Source organism: Stenotrophomonas humi (assembly GCF_001431415.1).
GTDB classification, from domain to species: Bacteria; Pseudomonadota; Gammaproteobacteria; order Xanthomonadales; family Xanthomonadaceae; genus Stenotrophomonas; species Stenotrophomonas humi.
In genome coordinates, this window is record NZ_LDJI01000021.1 from 66,570 (window position 1) to 86,545 (window position 19,976).

Below are 19,976 nucleotides of genomic sequence, written 5' to 3' on the forward strand. Positions count from 1 at the left end.
CGGCATGCGCCGTTTCACAGGCGATCCGGGCGTCACGATGGCTGGCGGACGCGGTATCGTGTCGGCCTCCAAATACTTCCGAATGATATCGATGCCCGCCAATCCTTCCGCCCCGGCCACCGCGCCGTCGCAGAATCTGGAGCGTGCGCTCAAGCCGCGCCAGCTGATCATGATGGGACTGGGCAGCGCCATTGGCGCCGGCCTATTCCTTGGCTCCGGTGTCGGCATCCAGGCCGCAGGCCCGGCGGTGCTGATCTCCTACCTGGTGGCCGGCACCCTGGTCATCATCATGATGCACGCCATGGGCGAGATGGCCGCCGCACGGCCCACCAGCGGCGCGTTCTCGGTGTATGCCGCCGATGCCCTGGGCCCGACCGCCGGCGCCACCGTGGGCTGGCTGTGGTGGGCGCAGCTGGTGGTGGTGATCGCTGCCGAATCCGTCGGCGCAGCCGGCCTGCTGGCCACGGTCTGGCCACAGCTTTCGGTGCCGCTGACCTCGCTGGCGTTCATGGTGGTGTTCACCGTGATCAACCTGATGGGCGTGCGCAACTACGGTGAGTTCGAGTTCTGGTTCGCCATCCTCAAGGTCGGCGCCATCATTGCTTTCATCCTGATCGGCATCGCCCTGCTGTGCGGGCTGCTGCCTGGCGTGGCGTCACCGGGCCTGTCCAACCTCACCGGTCATGGCGGTTTCATGCCCAAGGGCTTGGCCGGCATCGGCGCGGCGCTGCTGGTGGTGATCTTCGCCTTCGGTGGCACCGAGATCGTGGCGGTGGCCGCCGCCGAAACCCAGGACCCGGAGCGCAGCCTGGCGCGTGCCATCCGCACCGTGGCCTGGCGCATCCTGGTGTTCTACATCGGCTCGATCGGCGTGATCATCGCCGTGGTGCCCTGGACCAGCGACACCCTCAAGTCACCGTTCGCCGCCGTGCTGAGCGTGGCCAACATCCCCGGTGCAGCTACGGCCATCACCCTGATCGCGGTGATCGCGCTGCTGTCGGCACTCAATGCCAACCTCTACGGCGCCTCGCGGATGATGTATTCGCTGGCCTCGCGCGCCGAGGCACCGCGCTGGCTGGCCCGCACCAATGTCCGCCAGGTGCCGGTGCTGGCAGTGCTGGCCAGCGTACTGTTCGGCTTCGGCGCCACCGTGCTGGAGCTGCTGTACCCCAACAAGGTGCTGCCGGTGCTGCTCAACGTGGTTGGCTCGACCTGCCTGCTGGTGTGGACCATCACCCTGGTCTCGCAGCTGATCCTGCGCGGCCGTGCCGAACGGGCGGGCACCGTGCTGCCGTTCAAGATGGCCGGCTATCCGTACCTGACGGTGCTGGCGCTGGTGATTCTGGCGGTGATCTTCGCGCTGCTGATGGCCGCCCCGGAAACCCGCCTGCAGTTCCTCTCGATGACCGCGCTGACCGCTTTCATCGCGCTGTGCAGCGGGCTGGCCCGGCGCAGTCGCAACGGCTGATCATGCCGAAACAGGCTGTTGACGAGCCCGCCTACATGGCGGGCTTGTTTTAAGGAGCGACTGACGGCAGGCTGCGCGCATTGGAAGCGCACCTCGCCAGTGCCTCACCCGGCGGGTGAGGCCCGGCCTGCGAGCGCCCCATTCCCCTCACCCCCTCTTGCTGCTACGCCATGATCGACCTAGAAGACCTTATCCAGCGCGCCATCGACCCCTCAACCGTCAAGCTGGAAGGCACCCTGACCAATCCGCCGTCGTTTGGTGTTTACGTCATCGATTCCGATGACGGCAGCACCCACTACCGCTTTGGCAGCCATCCGGTGCGCCAGCACGAACTGGAAGACAAGTTCGGCGGTTGCGAACTGGAGTACCTGTTCCTGTCCCGTGAAGACGCCGCGGCAATGACCGCCGCGCTCAACCGCCCCGAGATCTGAACCCCGCGAGCAGAACGCCAGAAAGGCTGCGGCGAATCGCTCTGGATCCCGCGGCGCCCTGAGATCTTCCGGCCGGAAGCATCCACGGTAGACACATGGACCGCATACGGTGGCGCGGCGGCGAAGCCATCGCTTTGAGAAGCCGATCAGGTCAGCGCTGGCTGGCTCTCTCCGCCTCGGCTGATTGCTCGCTTCGACCTGTTCCCTCCGGCACCATCGTGCAGACGCCGCTGGCGTCGGCGCCCCCACCTTTCCGGTGTCATCGGCCAAGCCCCGACTCTGCGTATCGCGGCAGGATCAGCGGCACAGCTCGTATCGCCACGCGGATGCTGCCGACAACCTGTCCTTGGCAGGAGAACGGACACCGTGGATGAAAGTCCGACACACGCCGGCTCGATAGTCATGCATCGAACACAGCGGGGAGTGGATGCGGTGTTGCAGCTGCCCGGCCCTTCCGCCGCAGGCAGGAAGCGCCCACAACACCGGCAATGAGGCCTACTGGAAGCGCTGCGGCAGCGACCCCGGGTCGGCAGCGACCAGGCCGGTTTCAATGCCATAACGCAGCAGGTCCACGTCACGACGTAGGCCAAGCTTGAGCATGGCGGCGCCCTTCTGGGTACTGATGGTCTTCTTGCTGCGGTTGAGCCGCTCGGCGATCTCGTTGACGGTCAAACCGGACACATACAGCCGCACTACTTCCAGTTCGCGGCCGGTAAGCGAGTGCAGTTCGGGGCCGCCCGGGGCCACCGAGTCCATGATCGCGGTGATGGTCGGCGACAGGTATCGCCCATCGGCGTAGGCGACATGCACGGCCGGCATCAGGTGGCTCATGGAGTCGGTTTTGCTGATCACGCAGGTGATGCCCAGCTTCAACAGCGAATGCACGATGCCCGGGTTTTCCAGCATTGTCAGTACGACGATCTTGACCGTGGGATAACGCTGTTTGACCAACCGGAACAGCGTGACGCCGTCACCGTACCGGCCACCAGGCATGGAATAGTCGCAGACGAGCACATCGCATGCGCCCTTGCCGAGCACGTCCAACAGCTCGGTTGAATTCCGCGCCGTGCCCATGATGGAAGCCGCCCCGCCGGAAGAAATTGCGTGGTGGATTCCTGCACGTACGGCGGCATGGTCATCGGCGACAACGACGCGGAGACTGAATGGTTTCATGGCGAATCGATTGGACTTTCCGGCGGAAGAGTAAGAGTGTGACGGCCGCGCACAGCGGCTTGAACATCAGCGGCCTTCAACGCAGGAACGGTTGCGTCGGAACCGATCAGATTCAAAGAGAAACTGTAGGCCGAGATGCAGTTCCAAGTAAGCAGACCGAGTCCTATTACACGAGCAGCAGGGCTAGGAAAAATCCGATATCTGCTTTCGGAATACTGCTTTCAAAGCACTACAACATCCTCGCGGATCCAAGAAACCCTTTCGCCACATGGCATTTGCACCCGGCTCCAAGCGACATTCCGATGGACCGAAAATTGCCGGACTATTTCCGCGTTCGTCTGATGGACGAAGGCAGTGCCAGGCACTAGCTTGTCTCCGGCTCCGCTACTCCATTGCAGGAGCGCCAGAATACAATCGCCGGTATTCAGCATGGGTATCGACACGCAGCAGGACTGCCTCAACGAGGGCCTACCTTGACCAATACAAAGTTCGTTGAAGTACGACAACTTCTTATCGAGTTCTCACACCTTTCTGTACGGCAGAAAAGTCAGTTCCTCGACACCCTCAATCACTTCATGTTTGCATCGCCGCAACGCAGGCAGAAGATCATGCGCGAGTGGCAGAATGTTTCCACCAACGCTACCGGTACCCGCACGTCGGTCAAGATTGCAGGGGAACAGGCCGCGTGGTGAGCCAAGTCGCCCACGCAACGTTCAGGTGTTCTCGCCCTGACTCGAGGCAACACCTGCCGGCGGCACCAAGCCGTTCTCCATGGCATAGCGCAGCAAGTCGATATCGCGCTCGATGGAGAGTTTGTCCATCGCCATGGCCTTCTGCGTACTGATGGTTTTCTTGCTGCGATGCAGACGCTCGGCGATCTCGTTGACGGTCAGCCCTGAGGCGTAGAGCCGCACGACTTCAACCTCGCGCTGGCTCAGCACACCCTCCGGATTGCGGCCAACGCGCTTTGAATCGGCGTCGCGGATTATCTTTTCCACCGACGGCGAGTAGTACTTGCCTTCGGTGCGTGCAGCGTGGATGGCAGGTACCAGGTGGGTGATGGCATCGGATTTGCTTACGATGCACCGCACGCCCTGCTTCACCAGCATGTGCAACACCGCAGGATTGTCGAGCATGGTCAGCACGACCAGTCGGATATCCGGATAGCGACGGTTGATCTGGCCGAACAGGGCAATGCCGTCACCCACCTCGCCGGCTGGCATGGCGTAGTCCGACACAACCACTTCGCAAGGCGTCTGCGCAAGCAGGGCGATCAGCGAGGTGGAATCGCTGGCAGTGCCCACCAGTTCTATCGTCTGCACGGAAGAAAGCTCGTGGCGTACGCCCGCGATCATGCCGGGGTGGTCATCGGCCAGTACGACGCGGATCCGGAAGTCTTCCATCACATCCCCTCTGGGCAGCACGCCGAACTGGAGGGCAATGGCTCCGCCTCCGCCCATCAGCACACATGAGGCTCATGTGCCAACGGATTCTATGACAACAGCCAAGTCCATGGATGACTTCCGCGCCCGGCACGGTTGGGCCCCGTGCCGGGCGGCAGATTTCCCTTGCAGGGTCACCCGGGCCGGCAGGTGCCCGAAACGGTCTGGATACCCTCCGTCTTGTCCTGCCGCTGCGGCAGGGCGTAGTCGATGCTGCAGACATTGGTCTCCGCATCACTCCACCGGACGGTCAAGCGCCCCTGCTCCTTCAAACCGCGAGCGAAGACTCGACCGGCCTGGCCAACCACGCCCATTTCCCGGCCGTCTTCATCCAGCACATTCGCACCGAATGGCAGCACGCTTCCGTCGGCGCGTTTGACCTCAAGGACGGCCGAACGTCCGTACGCGGTCGCAAACTTGACCAAAGCCACCGCGCCAGCACGCGGCGCGACCTGCTGTCCACTAGCCTTAAGCTCGACATCGGTGGAGAGCCCTTTGGGATCCAGCTCGACAGCGTTCATGCGATAGGGGGTCAAGTACGGGATTACCGCATAGCCGCGTCGATCTACGCTGACCCCGGAGGCACTGAGCAAACGAGCACCTTCGGCGTCGGCGGCTTCGACAATGCCGAAGGTTTCAGATATGGGTTGCGACAATGTCCAACCACCGGAATGGACGACCAAAGCACCTCGCGCCGCCAGGGACATCTGCGAGTACCCGCTACCGGCAGATGCACTGGCCGACAGCTCTGCCTTTGGGGCGCGGTAGGTGATATTGGCACTGGCACCCGAATCCGACGGGATGCCGCCGCCCTGCGTGTGGGTGGCGGTCAGGCCATAGGAAAGCTTGCTACCCTCGCCGGCAGCACCAGATAAAGTGGTTTGGGCTTGGTTGCGGCCGTTGCTCACATGTGAAAAATTGCTGTTCAACGTCTGCGGCCGGGTCCTGCCCAGCGGCAGGCTAAAGTTGGCGTAGTACTGAGTATCAGCCCGGCCACTGCCCAGGTAGGAGCGGTTGGCTGACAGGCTATAGCCGACTGTGCGGAAATGACCGCTGTAGCTGGCCGAATAATTGACGTCCGAACCACCGTGGTTCCAGTAGTCGGCCACCGACGCGGTCACGCTCAGTCGTCCGCCGCGCTCAGCCAGGCGCTGACCAAGAGTCAACGATGCACGATTACGCTGCCGCTGCGGGCTGAGCTCAGCCTCGCGGCTGGCGAAAGCACGCGCCGCTACGGCTTCGTTGAGACCGTAGAAGCCGCCTGTCGAGTAACGGTAAGCAGCCAAGGAAACATTTGTGCCGGTGCTGGCGACATCACGCGCATAGCTCAAACGGTAGCTGGCGCCTTGCTCTGTGCCCTTGCCCGGAAAATGCGTGGAAGATTGGGTGATGTCCGCGCCGACAGCGCCGAGTCGCGTATTAAGCGCCACGCCCATAATGCCGGAGACGTAGCCGGCAGCCAGGGTAAGCCCGGTGTAGCCGGTAGTGCGGTTGGAGATGCCTCGCTGCCACGTGCCCTGCACGAACAAACTCTCATCCGTGGCGGGTGCATCTCGCATCTGCCCAAGCACCGCATTGAAGCGACTGCTGCCCGGACGCAGTGACATCGGCACCGCAGCGAACGGCACCGAGAACACCCGGCTGCTACCGTCAGCTTCCTGCACGGTGACCTGCAGGTCGCCGCCGTAACCGGTCGCATACAGATCATTGATCTCGAACTCGCCCGGAGCCACCGTCGATTCGTGGATCAGCACGTTGTTCTGCCGAATGGTGACCCGGGCGTTGCTGTGCGCCATACCGCGCACGGTAGGCGCATAGCCACGCAGGGAATCCGGCAGCATGCGCTCATCCGTTTCCAGACGCAGCCCACGAAACGCAATGGAGTCGAACAGCTCGCCGCGCGTATAGGTTTCGCCCACGGTCAATTCGGCCGCCAACGAGGTCACCTCGCGCTTGGCATAGCTGGCGATGGCCTGGTAACGATGATTGCCACGGTCATCAAAGCGGTAAGAGCCGTCGTGGCGAAAGCGCCAGCCGGCTACGTTCACGCCCATATTCAAGCCCAGATGGCCCTGCATGCTTGCGGAGCCCGCCGACGAACTGTCCTGGCGATACATGTTGAGGCTGTATCCAAGCATCGCGGCATTGATGCCCGCATCCCAGGCAGAGGGATCGACATAGCCCCGAGGACGATGCAGCAGCGCCGCCTGCGGCACGCTCAGGTTCAATCGCTGGACTCCGAAATCGAAATCCGCCCGGGCATCAGCCACTGCCTGCGCGAGTGGAAGGCACTGTTCCTGCGTCAACAGCTGGGTACGGATGTCGTCGGGCAGACGCTCCATGTTCACCCCCACCCGCTGCAGCAGAGCGGCATCGAAGCAGGCCTGCGCTTCCGTGTGGCCGGAAATCATCCGGAACGGAACATCCACGCGCGCACGATGGTCGGCGTTCACGTAGATATCCACGCGATAGCTGCCCGGCAGCACCGCGTTGCCCTTCTCGAAGTGTGAGAGGTCCGCGTTCCGACTGCCGCCGGCCACCAGGAACTCGCTGTCGAACTGCACCGGCGCCATGGCCACAGCCGACATGGCTACCTCGGCTGCCACTGCATCGAAGCATTGCGCAGCCAGCGCCACCAGGATCAATGTAGGCAAGCGCTGCCGACGCGGAAGGCAGGTACGGGGCACAAGGCGGGAAGTGGCAGTGATCACGTTGTTCACCTGGATGTCCGCTGCCCCGATGCGGCGTCGCAGACCAATGACGGTTGCTCGCCTCCAGCGTCCCGATGCGACGATCAGGACGATGCGGGGATGCGATAAGGAGTGCGACGCCTGCGGCTGCAGGCACTGCGGTCAGTTCGGCGCGGAGGCGGCCAGTGCCTGGGTGCCTGGTACGGCACTGCCCCAGTCGTTGAGTGCGCTGAAATGCACTTCGACCGGCGCGCTTGGTGCATTCTCCAACCCGCCTATCGGAAACAACGCCATATCACCGGGCGCGATGTGGCCAGCACCGGCGTCAAACTCGACCGCTCCGGCACTCAGCTTGACCTTGCCAAGGTTGACGAAATATGCAGTGGGATTGCTGCCTTTCAGCGCATAGCCCTTGCCGCCGCTGTTGCGTACCAGCTCCCAACGCACCGCCTTGGGCGCGTCCGCTGCCAGGCCTGGCAGACCGGGCGGCCGGTACATCATCTTGATGCGTGTGCGTATCGCCAGTTGCAGACGGTTGGCATCTTCGTGCGACTTCGGCGGCACTTCCAGCACATTGAGCCAGTAGAGGGTTTCCTTGTCGTTCGCCATCCCGGCGCCGGTATGGATCAGGCGCAGCGTCTGCGCATTGCTCGGGTCCAGGCGGAACATCGCTGGGGTCAATATAAACGGAACGTCAAGGGTCTCCGGCGATGCGGCGGCGTCACCATCATCCAGCCAGCTCTGTACCAAAGCAGGATGATTGCCTACGTTCTTCAACTTGACCGTGACTTCAGATCCCTGCCCAGGAAAGATCACACGCGTCCCCTCGATCACCACGCTCGCCTGCGCCTGCAGCGCGATTGTGGACAGCGCGACCAGCGTGAACACCATCAGCTTGCGAATACCATGGTTCATGCGTTTTCTCCGAGGATTAGCCCTTCTGTATGCCGGGCACCCAGCGCTCCCGCCCTTCGGCAGGAGCACTGGACCGTGCATGGTGCGATGCGCGGAAGGCATCGCCTACTGCGACTTATTCGTACGAGATGCTGTAACGGACGCGGGTCACGACCGCGCCCTCGCCGGCGGCATCGGTCGCTTCGTACTGAGCGTAGTAGTTCAGCAATGCGGAACCACCGACAACGCTGACCTGCTGCGAATCCTGGTCCTTCTTGCTGAAGCCCACCTTGATCTTCTTGTGGTTCTCATCAAGCAGCGAAACCTGCACATTCGCAGCGCCGCCGGCATCAATGTTCAGATTGCCGTTCGCATCAATGTGGCTGTCGCCTTCAAAAACAGTCGAAACAGTGCCGGCACCGGCGTCACAGTCGGTCAGTTCGATCACGAACGGCGTACGGCCTGCCTGGGCACCAGCATGCTTCAAGGTATCGGTGGACACCGTCGGCAGCACCACGGTCATGTCCCTGGCGCCTTGATTGATCTTGCAGGTAACGCCGGTCACGGCACCGTAAAATTCGATGGTGCCATCAGCGGCCTGTGCAGCCGGAGCCATCATGGCGGCAGCAAAAGCGATGGCGGCAACGAGGGAGAGCTTGTTCATTTCAGTAGTCCTGATTGGAGGATTGGAAGAGCCTTAAGAAACAGCATTTCTGTGTGATTTCCAGCGCAATGACCGGTTCTCGTCAGCGCGATGAAAGTCTAGGATTCGTCTTGTTTTCAGGTAATCGGGCAGGGCTCAAATCACAGCCTCCCGATATAGGACTATTCCTAAATCACCGGATCGAGCTGTCCCGACTTTCATCAATCTGGGGTACGACACAGGTAAGTTCGCAAGGCATGCCATCTGCAAACATGTCGACCGGAGCATGGAAACTCGGAAGTCGCCGGACAATGCCGGAGCTTCCAGACCCGGCACATAGCGCGCAGGCGAGCCCCGTTTGCGGTGTTCGATGCGGGGCATCGCCATATGGGATAGCGCGCCGAGGCGATACGGATGATCAAGTGTCTCTGGCTTTGAGGCCTGCATTGTTTTCCAATGCGTTAGCGCTGCCTTTGCATGCCGTCGTGGTTCTCGGTTCCGTACTTTTCGCGTGGTAGCGCGGGCGTGAACATGGGCTTGCGCTTGCGCCAATGGAACCGGTCATAGAATCATCCTGGGAGCCATGCCTCACCAACGGCTGATCGCTTCGAGGAATCTACCCATCCAGAATGCACTGCGTTCTTTCCAGCCACGAGCATGCGGATCAATCGCAGCGAGAGCGAAGCTCGAACGACGCAATTCCGGAAGCGCGATGATTCACGCTTCCGGCATCGGTTCCTTTCCATGTCCCACCATCACGGCAATCGTTCTAGCTACTGCAGGTCGATAGCCTTGGCTGGATCAGCGGTTTCCGCTGCGCAGCAGGTAACCCATGTATGCCGCACGGGACATTGGCCGGCCATGCAGATAGCCCTGTGTCACATGGCAACCGAGGTTACGTACCATCTGCAGGTCTTCTTCGTCCTCGATACCTTCTGCAACCACGGTCGCCACCAGCTGCTTGCCCATGGCAATGATGCTGGCGAGCACGCTGCGCGCATGCGGATGCTCACGCGCCTGCTGCAACATGCTGCGGTTGATCTTGATCTCGTTGAATGGCACGCACAGCAGTCTATCCAGCGACGAATCACCGCTGCCGAAGTCATCGATGGCGCACTGGAAGCGGCGCAGACGCAACTGCGTCACCGCACCCGACAGCGCCGCATTGCACAGCGCGCCGCCATCTTCGGTGATCTCGATGACCACACGGCCAGGATCGACCCCGGCCACGCCGGCCAGGTCGGCAATGCTCTGCGCCCAATGGGTCGAGCGGGCCACCGTGGCGGGCACATTGATCGCCAACAGGCGGCCGCTGCCATGCGCATCGGTGCTCATGGTCTCGAACGCACAGGCAAGCATGTAGTTGGTCAGGCTCTCCAACAGGCCGGCGCGCTCGAACGCTGGCAGGAACACATCCGGGCACAGCACGGTGCCGTCAGCACGATGCCAGCGTGCCAACACCTCGGCGCCGCGCAACGCGCCATTGGAAGCGTTGTGCTGTGGCTGGAAGTACGGTTTGATCTCCTGCGCCATCAACGCGTGGCGAAGTGCTTCTGCGGAGAGATCCGGCAGCGGCGTGGATAGGCTCACGCCGCGGGCTGCGACGCCTTGCGACAGCGAAAAATCATCAATCAAGTCACGGATTGCCTGCGGTTCCAGCGGCTTGCGCAGCGCACCGATTACATTCAAACCACGGGCACGGGCATAGCCGCTGGCCGCATGCAGCAGCCGACTGGGCTGGCTGCTCATGATCACCACACCGGCCTTGCTGCCGCGATCGACCAGGATGTCGACCAATTGCATGCCGGTGATGTCCTGCACATCCAGATCCAGGAAAACAGCGTCCCATGACTGGTCACGCAGTGCGGCAACCGCGCGGCTGCCATCCTGAACACCCTTGACATTGGCCACGCCCGTGCGAACCAGCGCATTGACGAGCGGCGCCTGGTGCAGTTCGTTGCCATCCACCACGAGACTGCTGCGGATGACGCGTGTTTGAACGATGGGCTGTACAGCGCGTACTAGGGCGTTCATGCGTGGCTCCTCCCGGTGCGGGGCGATGGACATCGGTGCGTTTCGATGTGAACCATTGTTCCAGCGCCTTGGGATCGGCCATATCGGTCAAGTCTTAATCTGCCCAACCCCGGGTAGGACAGTGCCGTAATCAGCCCTACGGGCCTATGATGAATCCCATTCAGCCCGGGGAAGGCGGTAGATGACAACGCAGCTGGCCCAGTCTTCACCTGACAGCCCTGGATCAGCCGACGGCGGACAGGGCGCGCTCAAGCTGCTCAGTCGCCGCCAGCGTCTGCTGCTGTATACCGGCGGCGTGGTGACTTCGCTGATTCTTGCAGCGGTCACTGCAGTGATCGTGCATTCGCAGGTCAAGGACTACATCGCCAGCCGTTACGCCGACTTCGTGATGCAACGAACAGCACTGCGAGGGGCGTTCGCGATACGCGAGGGCGCAATGCGCATCAGCGTGAAGCAGGAAGAATTCGCTTGGGAATCGCGGCAGAAGCCCGACCCGGCGCTGATGGCGGAATTGGTTCGCGGGAACGGCCGGTTGGTGCTTCAACGCAACAGCAGCTTCCCGCCGGTGCTGATCCTGGCCGATATATCCCCCCGACAGCCGGTCGAGCACTACGCGCCTTACCTGCGCATGGCCGATGACATCAGCTACCACGCTGGCGCCTATTCACAAGCATTGATGTCTACCGGTTATTTCTTCAGCCCCGACCGCCATTTCATCGGCATGGGGCCGGTACCAAACGACCCGGCCACCCTCGCGATGGGTAAGGACGGCGCCACTGGCCTGCTCCAGCGCGTGGCGGCCGATCTGGGCGAGCTCAGCACGCCTGCAGACATCAGCCGTCTACTCGACGCCGACACGCCGTGGTGGTTGCCACCGGCGCCCGATCCGATGACCGCAGGGACATCGATCCGGCTCGTGCAGGGCGCCGCTTCGGAAGGCACGTTGTTTGCAGTATTCGTGGCCTCTTACCCAACGAAGTTGCTCACACCATTATTGGCTGGCAAAGGCCGGCATGAGGCATCCTTGATTGTTGATCCGCGCAACAATCTGCTGCTGGGCGAGGCCCCGGCCGACACGCAGGCTGACGTGTTGCGCATCTCCGACGCGCTGGCAGCCGCGGCACCGGCAACACTGATCTACCGCGATGGCTACTTCGTCGTCAGCGACAGCATTTCCCGTGCCGGCTGGAAAATCGTGCATGCCTTCTCCTGGCGCACGATCCTGGCCGATCTGTGGCCACGCCTGCTCAGCTATGTGGGCGCGATGCTGCTGGCAATCGGTTTCGTCTGGGGCGTGCTGTTGTTCATCGACCGCAAGGTCTTCCGGCCCGGCTTTGCACGCTCACAGCGCATCACTGAAAGCGAGAACCTCAATCGCACAATGGTGACAACGGCTCCGTTCGGTCTGGCGTTGCTTTCGGTATCCAGCGGCGAGGTATTGCTGCAGAACGCAGCGATGCGAGGTTATGCCCAGGATGCGCGACGCAGCGACCCACCATTGCACATGCGCCTGTTGGCATTGTTTGGCGGCAGTACGCAAAGCCTCGGGACCCAAAGCGAACGTGAATTCGAGTTGGCGCTGGAAGATGGATCCAGTTGCGACCTTCTGGTCAGCGGCGTGCGTACCAAGTACCAGGGTGCGGATGTGCTGTTGTGCAATTTCAAGGACATCACACTGCGCAAGAAAACCCAGCATGAACTCGAACAGGCACGGCAGGCGGCGGACGACGCCAATCAGGCGAAATCTGCATTCCTGGCCACGATGAGTCACGAGATCCGTACGCCGCTCAACACCATCCTCGGAAATCTTGAGCTGCTGGAACGCACGCCGCTTTCCGATGCGCAGCTGCAGCAGCTGCATACGGTGACGTCGTCATCCTCCTCGCTGCTTGGCATCATCAATGACATTCTGGATTTTTCCAAAGTCGAATCCGGGCAAATGAGCATCGAGGCGATCAGCTTCGACCTGGGCGCACTCGGCCAGCAGGTGACCGCGTTCTTCGCACCGATTGCCAGAAGCAAGGGCCTGGGCTTGGAACTGAGCATTGATGATGCGTTGCGACCGGCCTATGTCGGTGACCCCATGCGCATCCGCCAGATCATCTACAACCTGGTCAGCAACGCCATCAAATTCACAACACATGGCGACGTACTGCTGGAGATCTACCTGCAAGATGAAGCGCAGGCTGGGTCTCCCATCATCATCGGCGTAAGCGACACCGGCATAGGAATGACGCCGGAGCAGCAGGCGGGGTTGTTTCAGACGTTCTCGCAGGCCGATTCATCCATCGCCCGCCGCTACGGTGGCACCGGGCTTGGCTTGGCACTCTGCCGACGACTTGCCCAACTGATGGGCGGCAGCATCAGCGTGCACAGCAAAGTGGATGCAGGCAGCACCTTCATCGTCACATTGCCACTGCGCTTGAGCACGGATGCCCCCGCTGACGTGGATGCGCCCATGACGTGGGCACCACACGATGCCGCTGTCAGAACTGCATTTCGCGTTCTGGTCGCCGACGATCATCCGGCCAACCGGCAACTCATCCATCTGCAGTTGCAGACGTTGGGCTACGTCTCCGATGAAGTGGAAGATGGAAACTCCGCGCTCGCGCTGTTCGCGGAGAAGCGCTACGACATGGTCTTGACCGATCTCAACATGCCCGGCATGGACGGCTATACGCTGGCACGTTGCCTGCGCGAGCAAGGCATTCGCGTTCCCATCATTGCCATCACCGCTCATGCATCCGAGCAGGAGCATCGCCGCTGCCGTGAAGCGGGCATTGATGAAGTGCTGACCAAGCCAATTCTCCTGGCAGCGCTCGAGCGCAGCATCGCTCAACGGCTCATCGGCAGCGCCACGCCACCATACGAGGGACCGCCGCGGAACGACATCACGCGCGGACCACTTCCGGCGGCCGTACATGATGCACTGCTGCATTCACTGGATGACTCACTGGCGAGTATCCGTGCGTCTCTTGCCATGGCCGCCACATCCGGCGCGGCAGCCGGAACAGAGCGCCACCTGACCGACATCGGCGGCCATCTGCATTCCATTCGCGGTGCTTTTTCACTGATACATGAGGCTGAAGTGGCCACATTGTGCATGCGCATGGAGAAGCAAGCCCGAAATGGCGACGTGGAATCACTCACGTCCGATCTGAACGCGCTTCACACACTCGGTCGCGAAGCGTTGCAACGACGCAGGTCAGTTTCACTATCTGTCGGGACTTCCTGTGGGCCTGAAGCGTCGAACGCCCCATGACGTTCCTCAACCCTGCAGATAGGTTCTTTCGTCACCGATCAGTCATAGCTGATCGTGAACGTCGCTCGTGCGGTCACACTCCCCGGCTGTATCTCCGTCTCGGTCTGCACGTAGCGAGCCGTCAACGGGATGCTGAAGTCGCCGTTGCCTGCACTGCCCGCCAACCATCGATTCTCCGCACTGGCCTCGCTGGAGTCGGGTCCGTATCGGACCACCGTGGTGTCCTTGAGAATCTGAAGTCCAACGCCTCGCGCGTCGGAGCCATCGCTGAGGGAAAGTGTGTCTGAGCGGTTCGCCGGATTGCTCTGGTCCGTCAACACCACATGGACATTCCGCTTGGCACCCGCCACGCCATCCTTGCATTTCATTCCGATCTGGAAAGCTTCTCCTGCCAGCGTTGAGCCGACGCCATTGAATGAGGCTGCCTGGACACTTGGCAGCCGGACCTGCATCTCCGGTTTTATCACCCCGCAGGTCATCACCTGAGGAATCACCTGGATGACATCCATCAAGCGGAAGGTCATCCACTTCAGTTCATTGGTGATGCCGCCCCCCATCGTACGAGCTTCCGCGATCTCCCCCAACGCGAGGGATCTGCCGACCTCGATCTCCCCAACCCGGAAGAGGTGTATCTCCGTCTCCGGAACAAAGTGCAGAGGTGTCCATTTGTAGTCGTTTGTTACCGACGTTGACAGATACGACGGTGAGCCACTCACCGAGCGCATCTGGATACGCATGCCGATGCCGGGGATACCGCTCTCATGCAGGTTCGTGCCCGCGATCTTGGGCCGCGTGACCGTCAGCGAGCTCCGAATGTGTCCGGTGTTGGTCTCTCCCTTGCAGGTCACCAGAAACTGAGTACTTGCGTTATGTCCCAACAATATCCTCGCGATCTCGGAGTTTAGCGGCGCACTGGCGTCAACGACCACCGGGCCATTCAGATTGTAGAGAGGCACGTTCAATGGCCCGCCGGAGCCAGATGTACACGTGGACATCTGCGCGAGCGACGGGAACACCATCAGGGCTCCTGTCAGCAGCACCAGCATCCGCAAGATCGTCTTCATTCTTCGCACTCTCGTAGTCGGGCCGAAGCAGGCCCTCTGCCAGCAAGGATTCGCACATTCCGTCGAGACGACTGGTCGCCTTGTCGTGCGCAGCTGGCACAGTATTGGCGTGCGCCGAGTACGGGAAAATCAGCCGCGTCCTAATTCGGCCCTGCGCAACATAGGACGTGCGGTATCTGCACTCATTGAGAGCACGGACCCGATACCTGTCTTTCAATCCTTGCTGCGCCCAGCGCAGACAAGCCTCGATGCCAGTTGATGATCAATGCCGGCGACGGCCTGGGACTGAAGAGTTGCTCCGGCGGGAGCCATTGCCATACGCGCAAACGCATGACGCCCGTGCAGGAGCATCGCTGCCGGGTATTTGTCCAGAATGAGAGTTCCAACTCACGCCGGTAGGCGTTGCAGGAACCCTGTCCAGATGGAGCCGCTGCGCTATTCGTAGTTCAAAGTAGATGTGGCACGTGCGTTGGCCAACCAATGGCTCCCGCCACCGGGCACCGTCGAATCCGGTCCATAGCCGGGCACTTCCCCGTTCAGCAGTATCCTCACGCCTATACCTGTGCCCACCGAATCGCAGCTCAGTGACAAATAGTCGAGCGATTGGACGGATCAGCCTGATCCGTCGGCACGCAGCATATTGCGGTGACACCCGCCGGGTGTCGCGCCGACATCGACGATCACGCGCTTTCAGTACATGGTGCCTTCGCTCTCATCCACGGGGTCAAAGTAGCCTGATCTCGCACAGGGCTCGAACACCGATTTGCGGGCAAAGGCGCGGGCGCACTGACCGGCCTGATGGGAGAACGCACAAAGCTGGCACGTGACGCACCTTCACGACGCGCAGAGTGAAATGCAGGGCGGTACTACATCGCCCGGCATTCATCACTGATAGCTGAGGGTGAAGGTCACCCGTCCGAATACCGATCCCGGCTTTACCTGGGGCGCCGTCTGCACGTACCGCACCGTCAGCGGAATATCGAACTCGCCATCACCGGTGCTGCCCGCCAACCAGTGGTTGTCGGCGCTGCTCGCCTTCGAGTCAGGTCCGAACCTGAGCACCGTCGAGTTCTTCAGCAACTGCAGTCCAACGCCGCTGGCACTGGATTGCGACGTGATGGAGAGCACATCGGACCGGTTGTTCGTATCCACCTGATCGGTGAGCACCACATGTACAGCAACGGTGCTGCCTTCCCCGCCACCACCGCAGTTCAACCCCAGCCTGAAATCATCTTCAGGCGAGAAGCTGCCGATACCGGTGAATTCTCGCGTCATCACCGGCCGCATCGGCACGCTCATCTCCGCGAGTTTCGCCGTGCAGGTGGTCACCTTGGGCACCACCGTGATGGCTTTCCCCAGCACGAACTGCAGCCACGTGGTGTTGTTGATGCTGCCGCTTGTAGGATCTGTCCTGATCGATGCGAACGTGCCCAGCGAAAGGCTGATCGGCCCATCGACAGCGATGTCTCCCGTCTTGATCAGCACGATCCTGAAATCGTAGATGCCGGTATTCGCGTTGGCCGGCACCGATATCTTTACCTTGTCCGGCGCCACGATGTCATAGCTGTTGCCACCGCTTGATTTCACCGTCAGTTGCATGCCGATACCGGCGACGCCGGTAGCGTAGACCTTGGGGAACTGACTGACCGCCGGGCGGTGCATCTCGTAGATCATTGGCACCAGCGAATACTCGGGCACGCCGGTGCAGGTGAAGGCCTTGAGCTCGTGTGAAAATCTTCCCTTGACTTCACCCATCGGCATTCCCAGCGCGACATTCGGGTTGATCGGTATGTTGCTGTTCGGTATGAACGTTTCCTGCTGCGGAATGCCGCCGGCGATCGAGCACTTGATTGCCTGCGCATGGGCCGACGTGCCCGCTCCACACAACCCAAGGAAAAGCAGCAGCCGCGAAGCCAGGTAGTTCTTGATTGTCATTTGGCGTTCGCCTTCATGCATGTCATCGACGCTGGCGGCACTTCCTCGTCAGAGATCGCGTTGTCGTCTGGCGGCCAGATGACTACGAAAGCACCGGCCACAACTCACGGGCGCCAGTATTGGCGAGCGCCGTCTGTGCCGGTATTGGCGAGGTCCGAAACAGAATCGGACCGAGCTAGGATTTGTCCTAAATCGTCATCGTCGAGCGGCGCTCAGGGAGCGAGCGTTCATCGCCCCCTGAGCGCACCGTGGCGGCGGCGCTGCCGCGCAACCCCGCCGGTAATCACGGGGATCAGCGGCCGTCGACATACGGCCTGCGGCGGCTTCACTTGCTACTGACGTACTTCTCACGGCGGACCTGCGGAATCGGCAGTCCTGCGGCTTTCAGCGCTTCGAAACAGGCGTCGACCATGTCCGGGTTGCCGCACAGGTAGGCGATGTCGCGGGTCGGGTCCGGGCCGATCTCGGCCAGATGCTGCTGTACGTAGCCTTGGCGCACGTCCGGATGCGGGTTGTCCGGCAGCTCGCGCGACAGGCACGGCATGTAGCGGAAGCCCGGGGTGGCTTCGGCAAAGGCACGGAAGTCCTCGCTGTACAGCAGCTCGGCGGGGGTTCGGGCACCCTGCAGCAGCACCACTTCCACGCCGCGCTCTTCGATGGCCTTGCGCAGCAGCGGCAGCATCGAGCGGTACGGGGTGACGCCGGTGCCGGTGGCAATCAGCAGGTAACGGCTGTTGTGGTCACCCGGGTTCAGGCAGAAGCGCCCAAATGGACCGCTGCCGGTGATGTGGCCGCCCAGCTCCAGCCCTTCAAACAAGGCCGTGGCGGCGCCACCGGGGACGAAACTGACCGCGATATCCACCGCGTCGCCCGGCCCGAGGGCGTGGTCGTGGATGGTGGCCAGCGAATAACTGCGCTTGGTATCGGTGCCGTCGGCGTACTGGAAATGCACCTGGATGAACTGGCCGGGCTGGAAATCCAGCGGCTGGCCGTCGTCACGGACGAACTGGTAATGGCCGACACTGGGCGCCAGCATGTGGCGGCCGACCAGCTTGAGGGGGAATTGGATTGGCACGGGGGAGGAACAGTGTGTAGCCGGGCATGGGCCACGGGGCCACCTATAATAGCGGCCTTGCACTTATCCGGCGCCGTGACCCTGGCGCGAAGGCCCGAGCTTGGACTCCCGAACCTCCCCGATCGCGCCCGCATTGCGCGTCCACGATCTCCGCAAAACCTACGACAACGGCGTGCAGGCGCTCAAGGGCGTCTCGATGGAGGTTGCCCCGGGCGACTTCTTCGCCCTGCTGGGCCCCAACGGGGCCGGCAAGTCGACCATGATCGGCATCATTTCCTCGCTGGTGAACCTGAGTGAAGGCCAGGTGGAAGTGTTTGGTACCGACCTGGTCAGCAACCGCAGCGCCACCATGCGCCTGATCGGGCTGGTGCCGCAGGAAATCAACTTCAACCTGTTCGAAAAGCCCTTCGACATCCTGGTCAACTACGCCGGCTTCTACGGCATTGCGCGTGCCGAGGCCGAAGTGCGCGCCGAAGAGGAACTCAAGCGCGCGCATCTGTGGAACAAGGCGCAGATGATGAGCCGCACGCTGTCCGGCGGCATGAAGCGCCGGCTGATGATCGCCCGCGCGATGATGACCCGCCCGCGCCTGTTGATCCTGGACGAACCCACGGCCGGTGTGGACATCGAAATCCGCCGCGACATGTGGAAGACGCTGCAGGAAATCAACGCCGCCGGCACCACCATCATCCTGACCACGCATTACCTGGAAGAAGCCGAGCAGCTGTGTCGCAACCTGGCCATCATCAACCACGGCCGCATCGTCGAGCAGGGCCCGATGCGCGACCTGCTGGCCAAGCTGGATGTGGAAGGCTTCATCTTCGACATCGACGGTGAACTGCCCACGCAGCTGCCGCATATCGAAGGTGCCACGCTGCTGGCCACCGATGCACACACGCTGGACCTGGACATGCCGCGCGCGATGGATCTGAACCGCGTGTTCGCAGCACTGGGCGACGCCGGCATCCGTGTGCGCTCGATGCGTACCAAGAGCAACCGCCTGGAAGAGCTGTTCGTGCGTCTTACCGGCAACCTGGAGACCACCGCAGCATGAGTACCCCCGTTCCCGTGACCGACAGCAGCCGCAACTGGGTGGCGCTGGGCACCATCGTCCGCCGTGAGGTCAGCCGCATCCTGCGCATCTGGGGCCAGACCCTGGTGCCGCCGGCCATCACCATGACCCTGTACTTCCTGATCTTCGGCGGCCTGATCGGCTCCAAGATCGGCGACATGGGCGGCTACAGCTACATGCAGTTCATCGTGCCTGGCCTGGTCATGATGAGCGTCATCCAGAACAGCTACGGCAACATCAGCTCCTCGTTCTTCGGCGCCAAGTTCGGCCGTCATATCGAAGAACTGCTGGTCAGCCCGATGCCGAACTGGGTGATCCTCGGTGGCTATGTCGCCGGTGCGGTGCTGCGCGGCCTGATGGTCGGCGTGATCGTGCTGATCATCGCCATGTTCTTCACCCCGGTGCGCATCCCGCACCCGCTGGTGACGCTGACCACGGTGTTGCTGGGCGCGACGATCTTCTCGCTGGCCGGCTTCATCAACGCCGTCTACGCCAAGAAGTTCGACGACGTCGCGATCGTGCCGACCTTCATCCTGACCCCGCTGACCTACCTGGGCGGCGTGTTCTATTCGGTGACGCTGCTGCCGGGCTGGGCGCAGGCAATGACGCATGCCAACCCGATCTTCTACATGGTCAACGCCTTCCGCTATGGCCTGCTGGGCAGCAGCGACGTGCCGCTGTGGATCTCCTATGCACTGATGTTCGGCTTCGTGGCTGCGCTCACCGCATTGGCACTGTGGCTGCTCAAGCGTGGTGTTGGCCTGCGCAGCTGATCCACGCCACCCATGCAGGA

Annotated in this window: 15 protein-coding genes; 6 read left to right on the top strand and 9 right to left on the bottom strand. The window is 61.8% G+C overall.

What is annotated here, in order from left to right:
• Nucleotides 1–91: 91 nt before the first annotated feature.
• Nucleotides 92–1,468 carry an amino acid permease gene (locus ABB26_RS11610; protein ID WP_161809043.1) on the top strand — a complete coding sequence of 459 codons (1,377 nt, stop codon included), beginning with the start codon at nt 92–94 and terminating at the stop codon, nt 1,466–1,468.
• A 170-nt stretch (nt 1,469–1,638) separates the two neighbouring features.
• Nucleotides 1,639–1,899, top strand: coding sequence for a hypothetical protein (locus tag ABB26_RS11615; RefSeq protein WP_057634279.1), 261 nt, complete (start codon nt 1,639–1,641; stop codon nt 1,897–1,899).
• Nucleotides 1,900–2,394: 495 nt separating this feature from the next.
• Here the strand turns inward: ABB26_RS11615 and ABB26_RS11620 are convergent, their stop codons facing one another.
• Nucleotides 2,395–3,072, bottom strand: a complete 678-nt coding sequence (locus tag ABB26_RS11620; protein ID WP_057634281.1) for a response regulator — start codon at nt 3,070–3,072, stop codon at nt 2,395–2,397.
• Between the two features lie 473 nt (nt 3,073–3,545).
• Between ABB26_RS11620 and ABB26_RS19015 the strand changes: the two genes are divergently transcribed.
• Entirely contained in the window at nt 3,546–3,764 is a 219-nt protein-coding gene (locus tag ABB26_RS19015) for a hypothetical protein (protein WP_152982653.1), read from the top strand.
• Between the two features lie 21 nt (nt 3,765–3,785).
• Here the strand turns inward: ABB26_RS19015 and ABB26_RS11625 are convergent, their stop codons facing one another.
• From ABB26_RS11625 to ABB26_RS11645, 5 genes are all read right to left on the bottom strand, one after another.
• Nucleotides 3,786–4,475, bottom strand: coding sequence for a response regulator (locus ABB26_RS11625; protein ID WP_057634283.1), 690 nt, complete (start codon nt 4,473–4,475; stop codon nt 3,786–3,788).
• A gap of 173 nt (nt 4,476–4,648) precedes the next feature.
• Nucleotides 4,649–7,150: a fimbria/pilus outer membrane usher protein gene (locus tag ABB26_RS11630; protein WP_245626208.1), complete on the bottom strand. Its 2,502-nt coding sequence runs from the start codon at nt 7,148–7,150 to the stop codon at nt 4,649–4,651.
• A gap of 216 nt (nt 7,151–7,366) precedes the next feature.
• Nucleotides 7,367–8,119 (bottom strand): fimbrial biogenesis chaperone, encoded by a 753-nt coding sequence (locus tag ABB26_RS11635; protein WP_057634284.1) that lies wholly within the window; start codon nt 8,117–8,119, stop codon nt 7,367–7,369.
• Nucleotides 8,120–8,234: 115 nt separating this feature from the next.
• Complete coding sequence (locus ABB26_RS11640; protein ID WP_057634286.1) at nt 8,235–8,762, bottom strand: fimbrial protein; 528 nt, start codon at nt 8,760–8,762, stop codon at nt 8,235–8,237.
• Nucleotides 8,763–9,542: 780 nt separating this feature from the next.
• A complete protein-coding gene (locus tag ABB26_RS11645) occupies nt 9,543–10,775 on the bottom strand; it encodes an EAL domain-containing response regulator (RefSeq protein ID WP_161809044.1) in 1,233 nt (410 codons plus the stop codon).
• A 298-nt stretch (nt 10,776–11,073) separates the two neighbouring features.
• Between ABB26_RS11645 and ABB26_RS11650 the strand changes: the two genes are divergently transcribed.
• Entirely contained in the window at nt 11,074–14,037 is a 2,964-nt protein-coding gene (locus ABB26_RS11650) for a hybrid sensor histidine kinase/response regulator (protein WP_161809045.1), read from the top strand.
• 38 nt (nt 14,038–14,075) lie between these two features.
• On the opposite strand, the gene ABB26_RS19020 is transcribed toward ABB26_RS11650, so the two are convergent.
• The 3 genes from ABB26_RS19020 to ABB26_RS11665 form a co-directional block, all read right to left on the bottom strand.
• The gene (locus tag ABB26_RS19020) at nt 14,076–15,101 is read right to left on the bottom strand and encodes a fimbrial protein (RefSeq protein ID WP_152982655.1); all 1,026 of its coding nucleotides are present in this window, start codon (nt 15,099–15,101) and stop codon (nt 14,076–14,078) included.
• 885 nt (nt 15,102–15,986) lie between these two features.
• Complete coding sequence (locus ABB26_RS11660; protein ID WP_161809046.1) at nt 15,987–17,036, bottom strand: fimbrial protein; 1,050 nt, start codon at nt 17,034–17,036, stop codon at nt 15,987–15,989.
• Nucleotides 17,037–17,361: 325 nt separating this feature from the next.
• Nucleotides 17,362–18,111: a ferredoxin--NADP reductase gene (locus ABB26_RS11665; protein ID WP_083490800.1), complete on the bottom strand. Its 750-nt coding sequence runs from the start codon at nt 18,109–18,111 to the stop codon at nt 17,362–17,364.
• A gap of 100 nt (nt 18,112–18,211) precedes the next feature.
• Here ABB26_RS11665 and ABB26_RS11670 point away from each other — a divergent pair, with 100 nt between their 5' ends.
• Together ABB26_RS11670 and ABB26_RS11675 are read left to right on the top strand one after the other, a co-directional pair.
• Nucleotides 18,212–19,165, top strand: coding sequence for an ABC transporter ATP-binding protein (locus tag ABB26_RS11670; protein WP_057634294.1), 954 nt, complete (start codon nt 18,212–18,214; stop codon nt 19,163–19,165).
• A complete protein-coding gene (locus ABB26_RS11675; RefSeq protein ID WP_057634296.1) occupies nt 19,162–19,956 on the top strand; it encodes an ABC transporter permease in 795 nt (264 codons plus the stop codon). The genes ABB26_RS11670 and ABB26_RS11675 overlap by 4 nt, the downstream gene beginning before the upstream one ends.
• Nucleotides 19,957–19,976 lie beyond the last annotated feature (20 nt).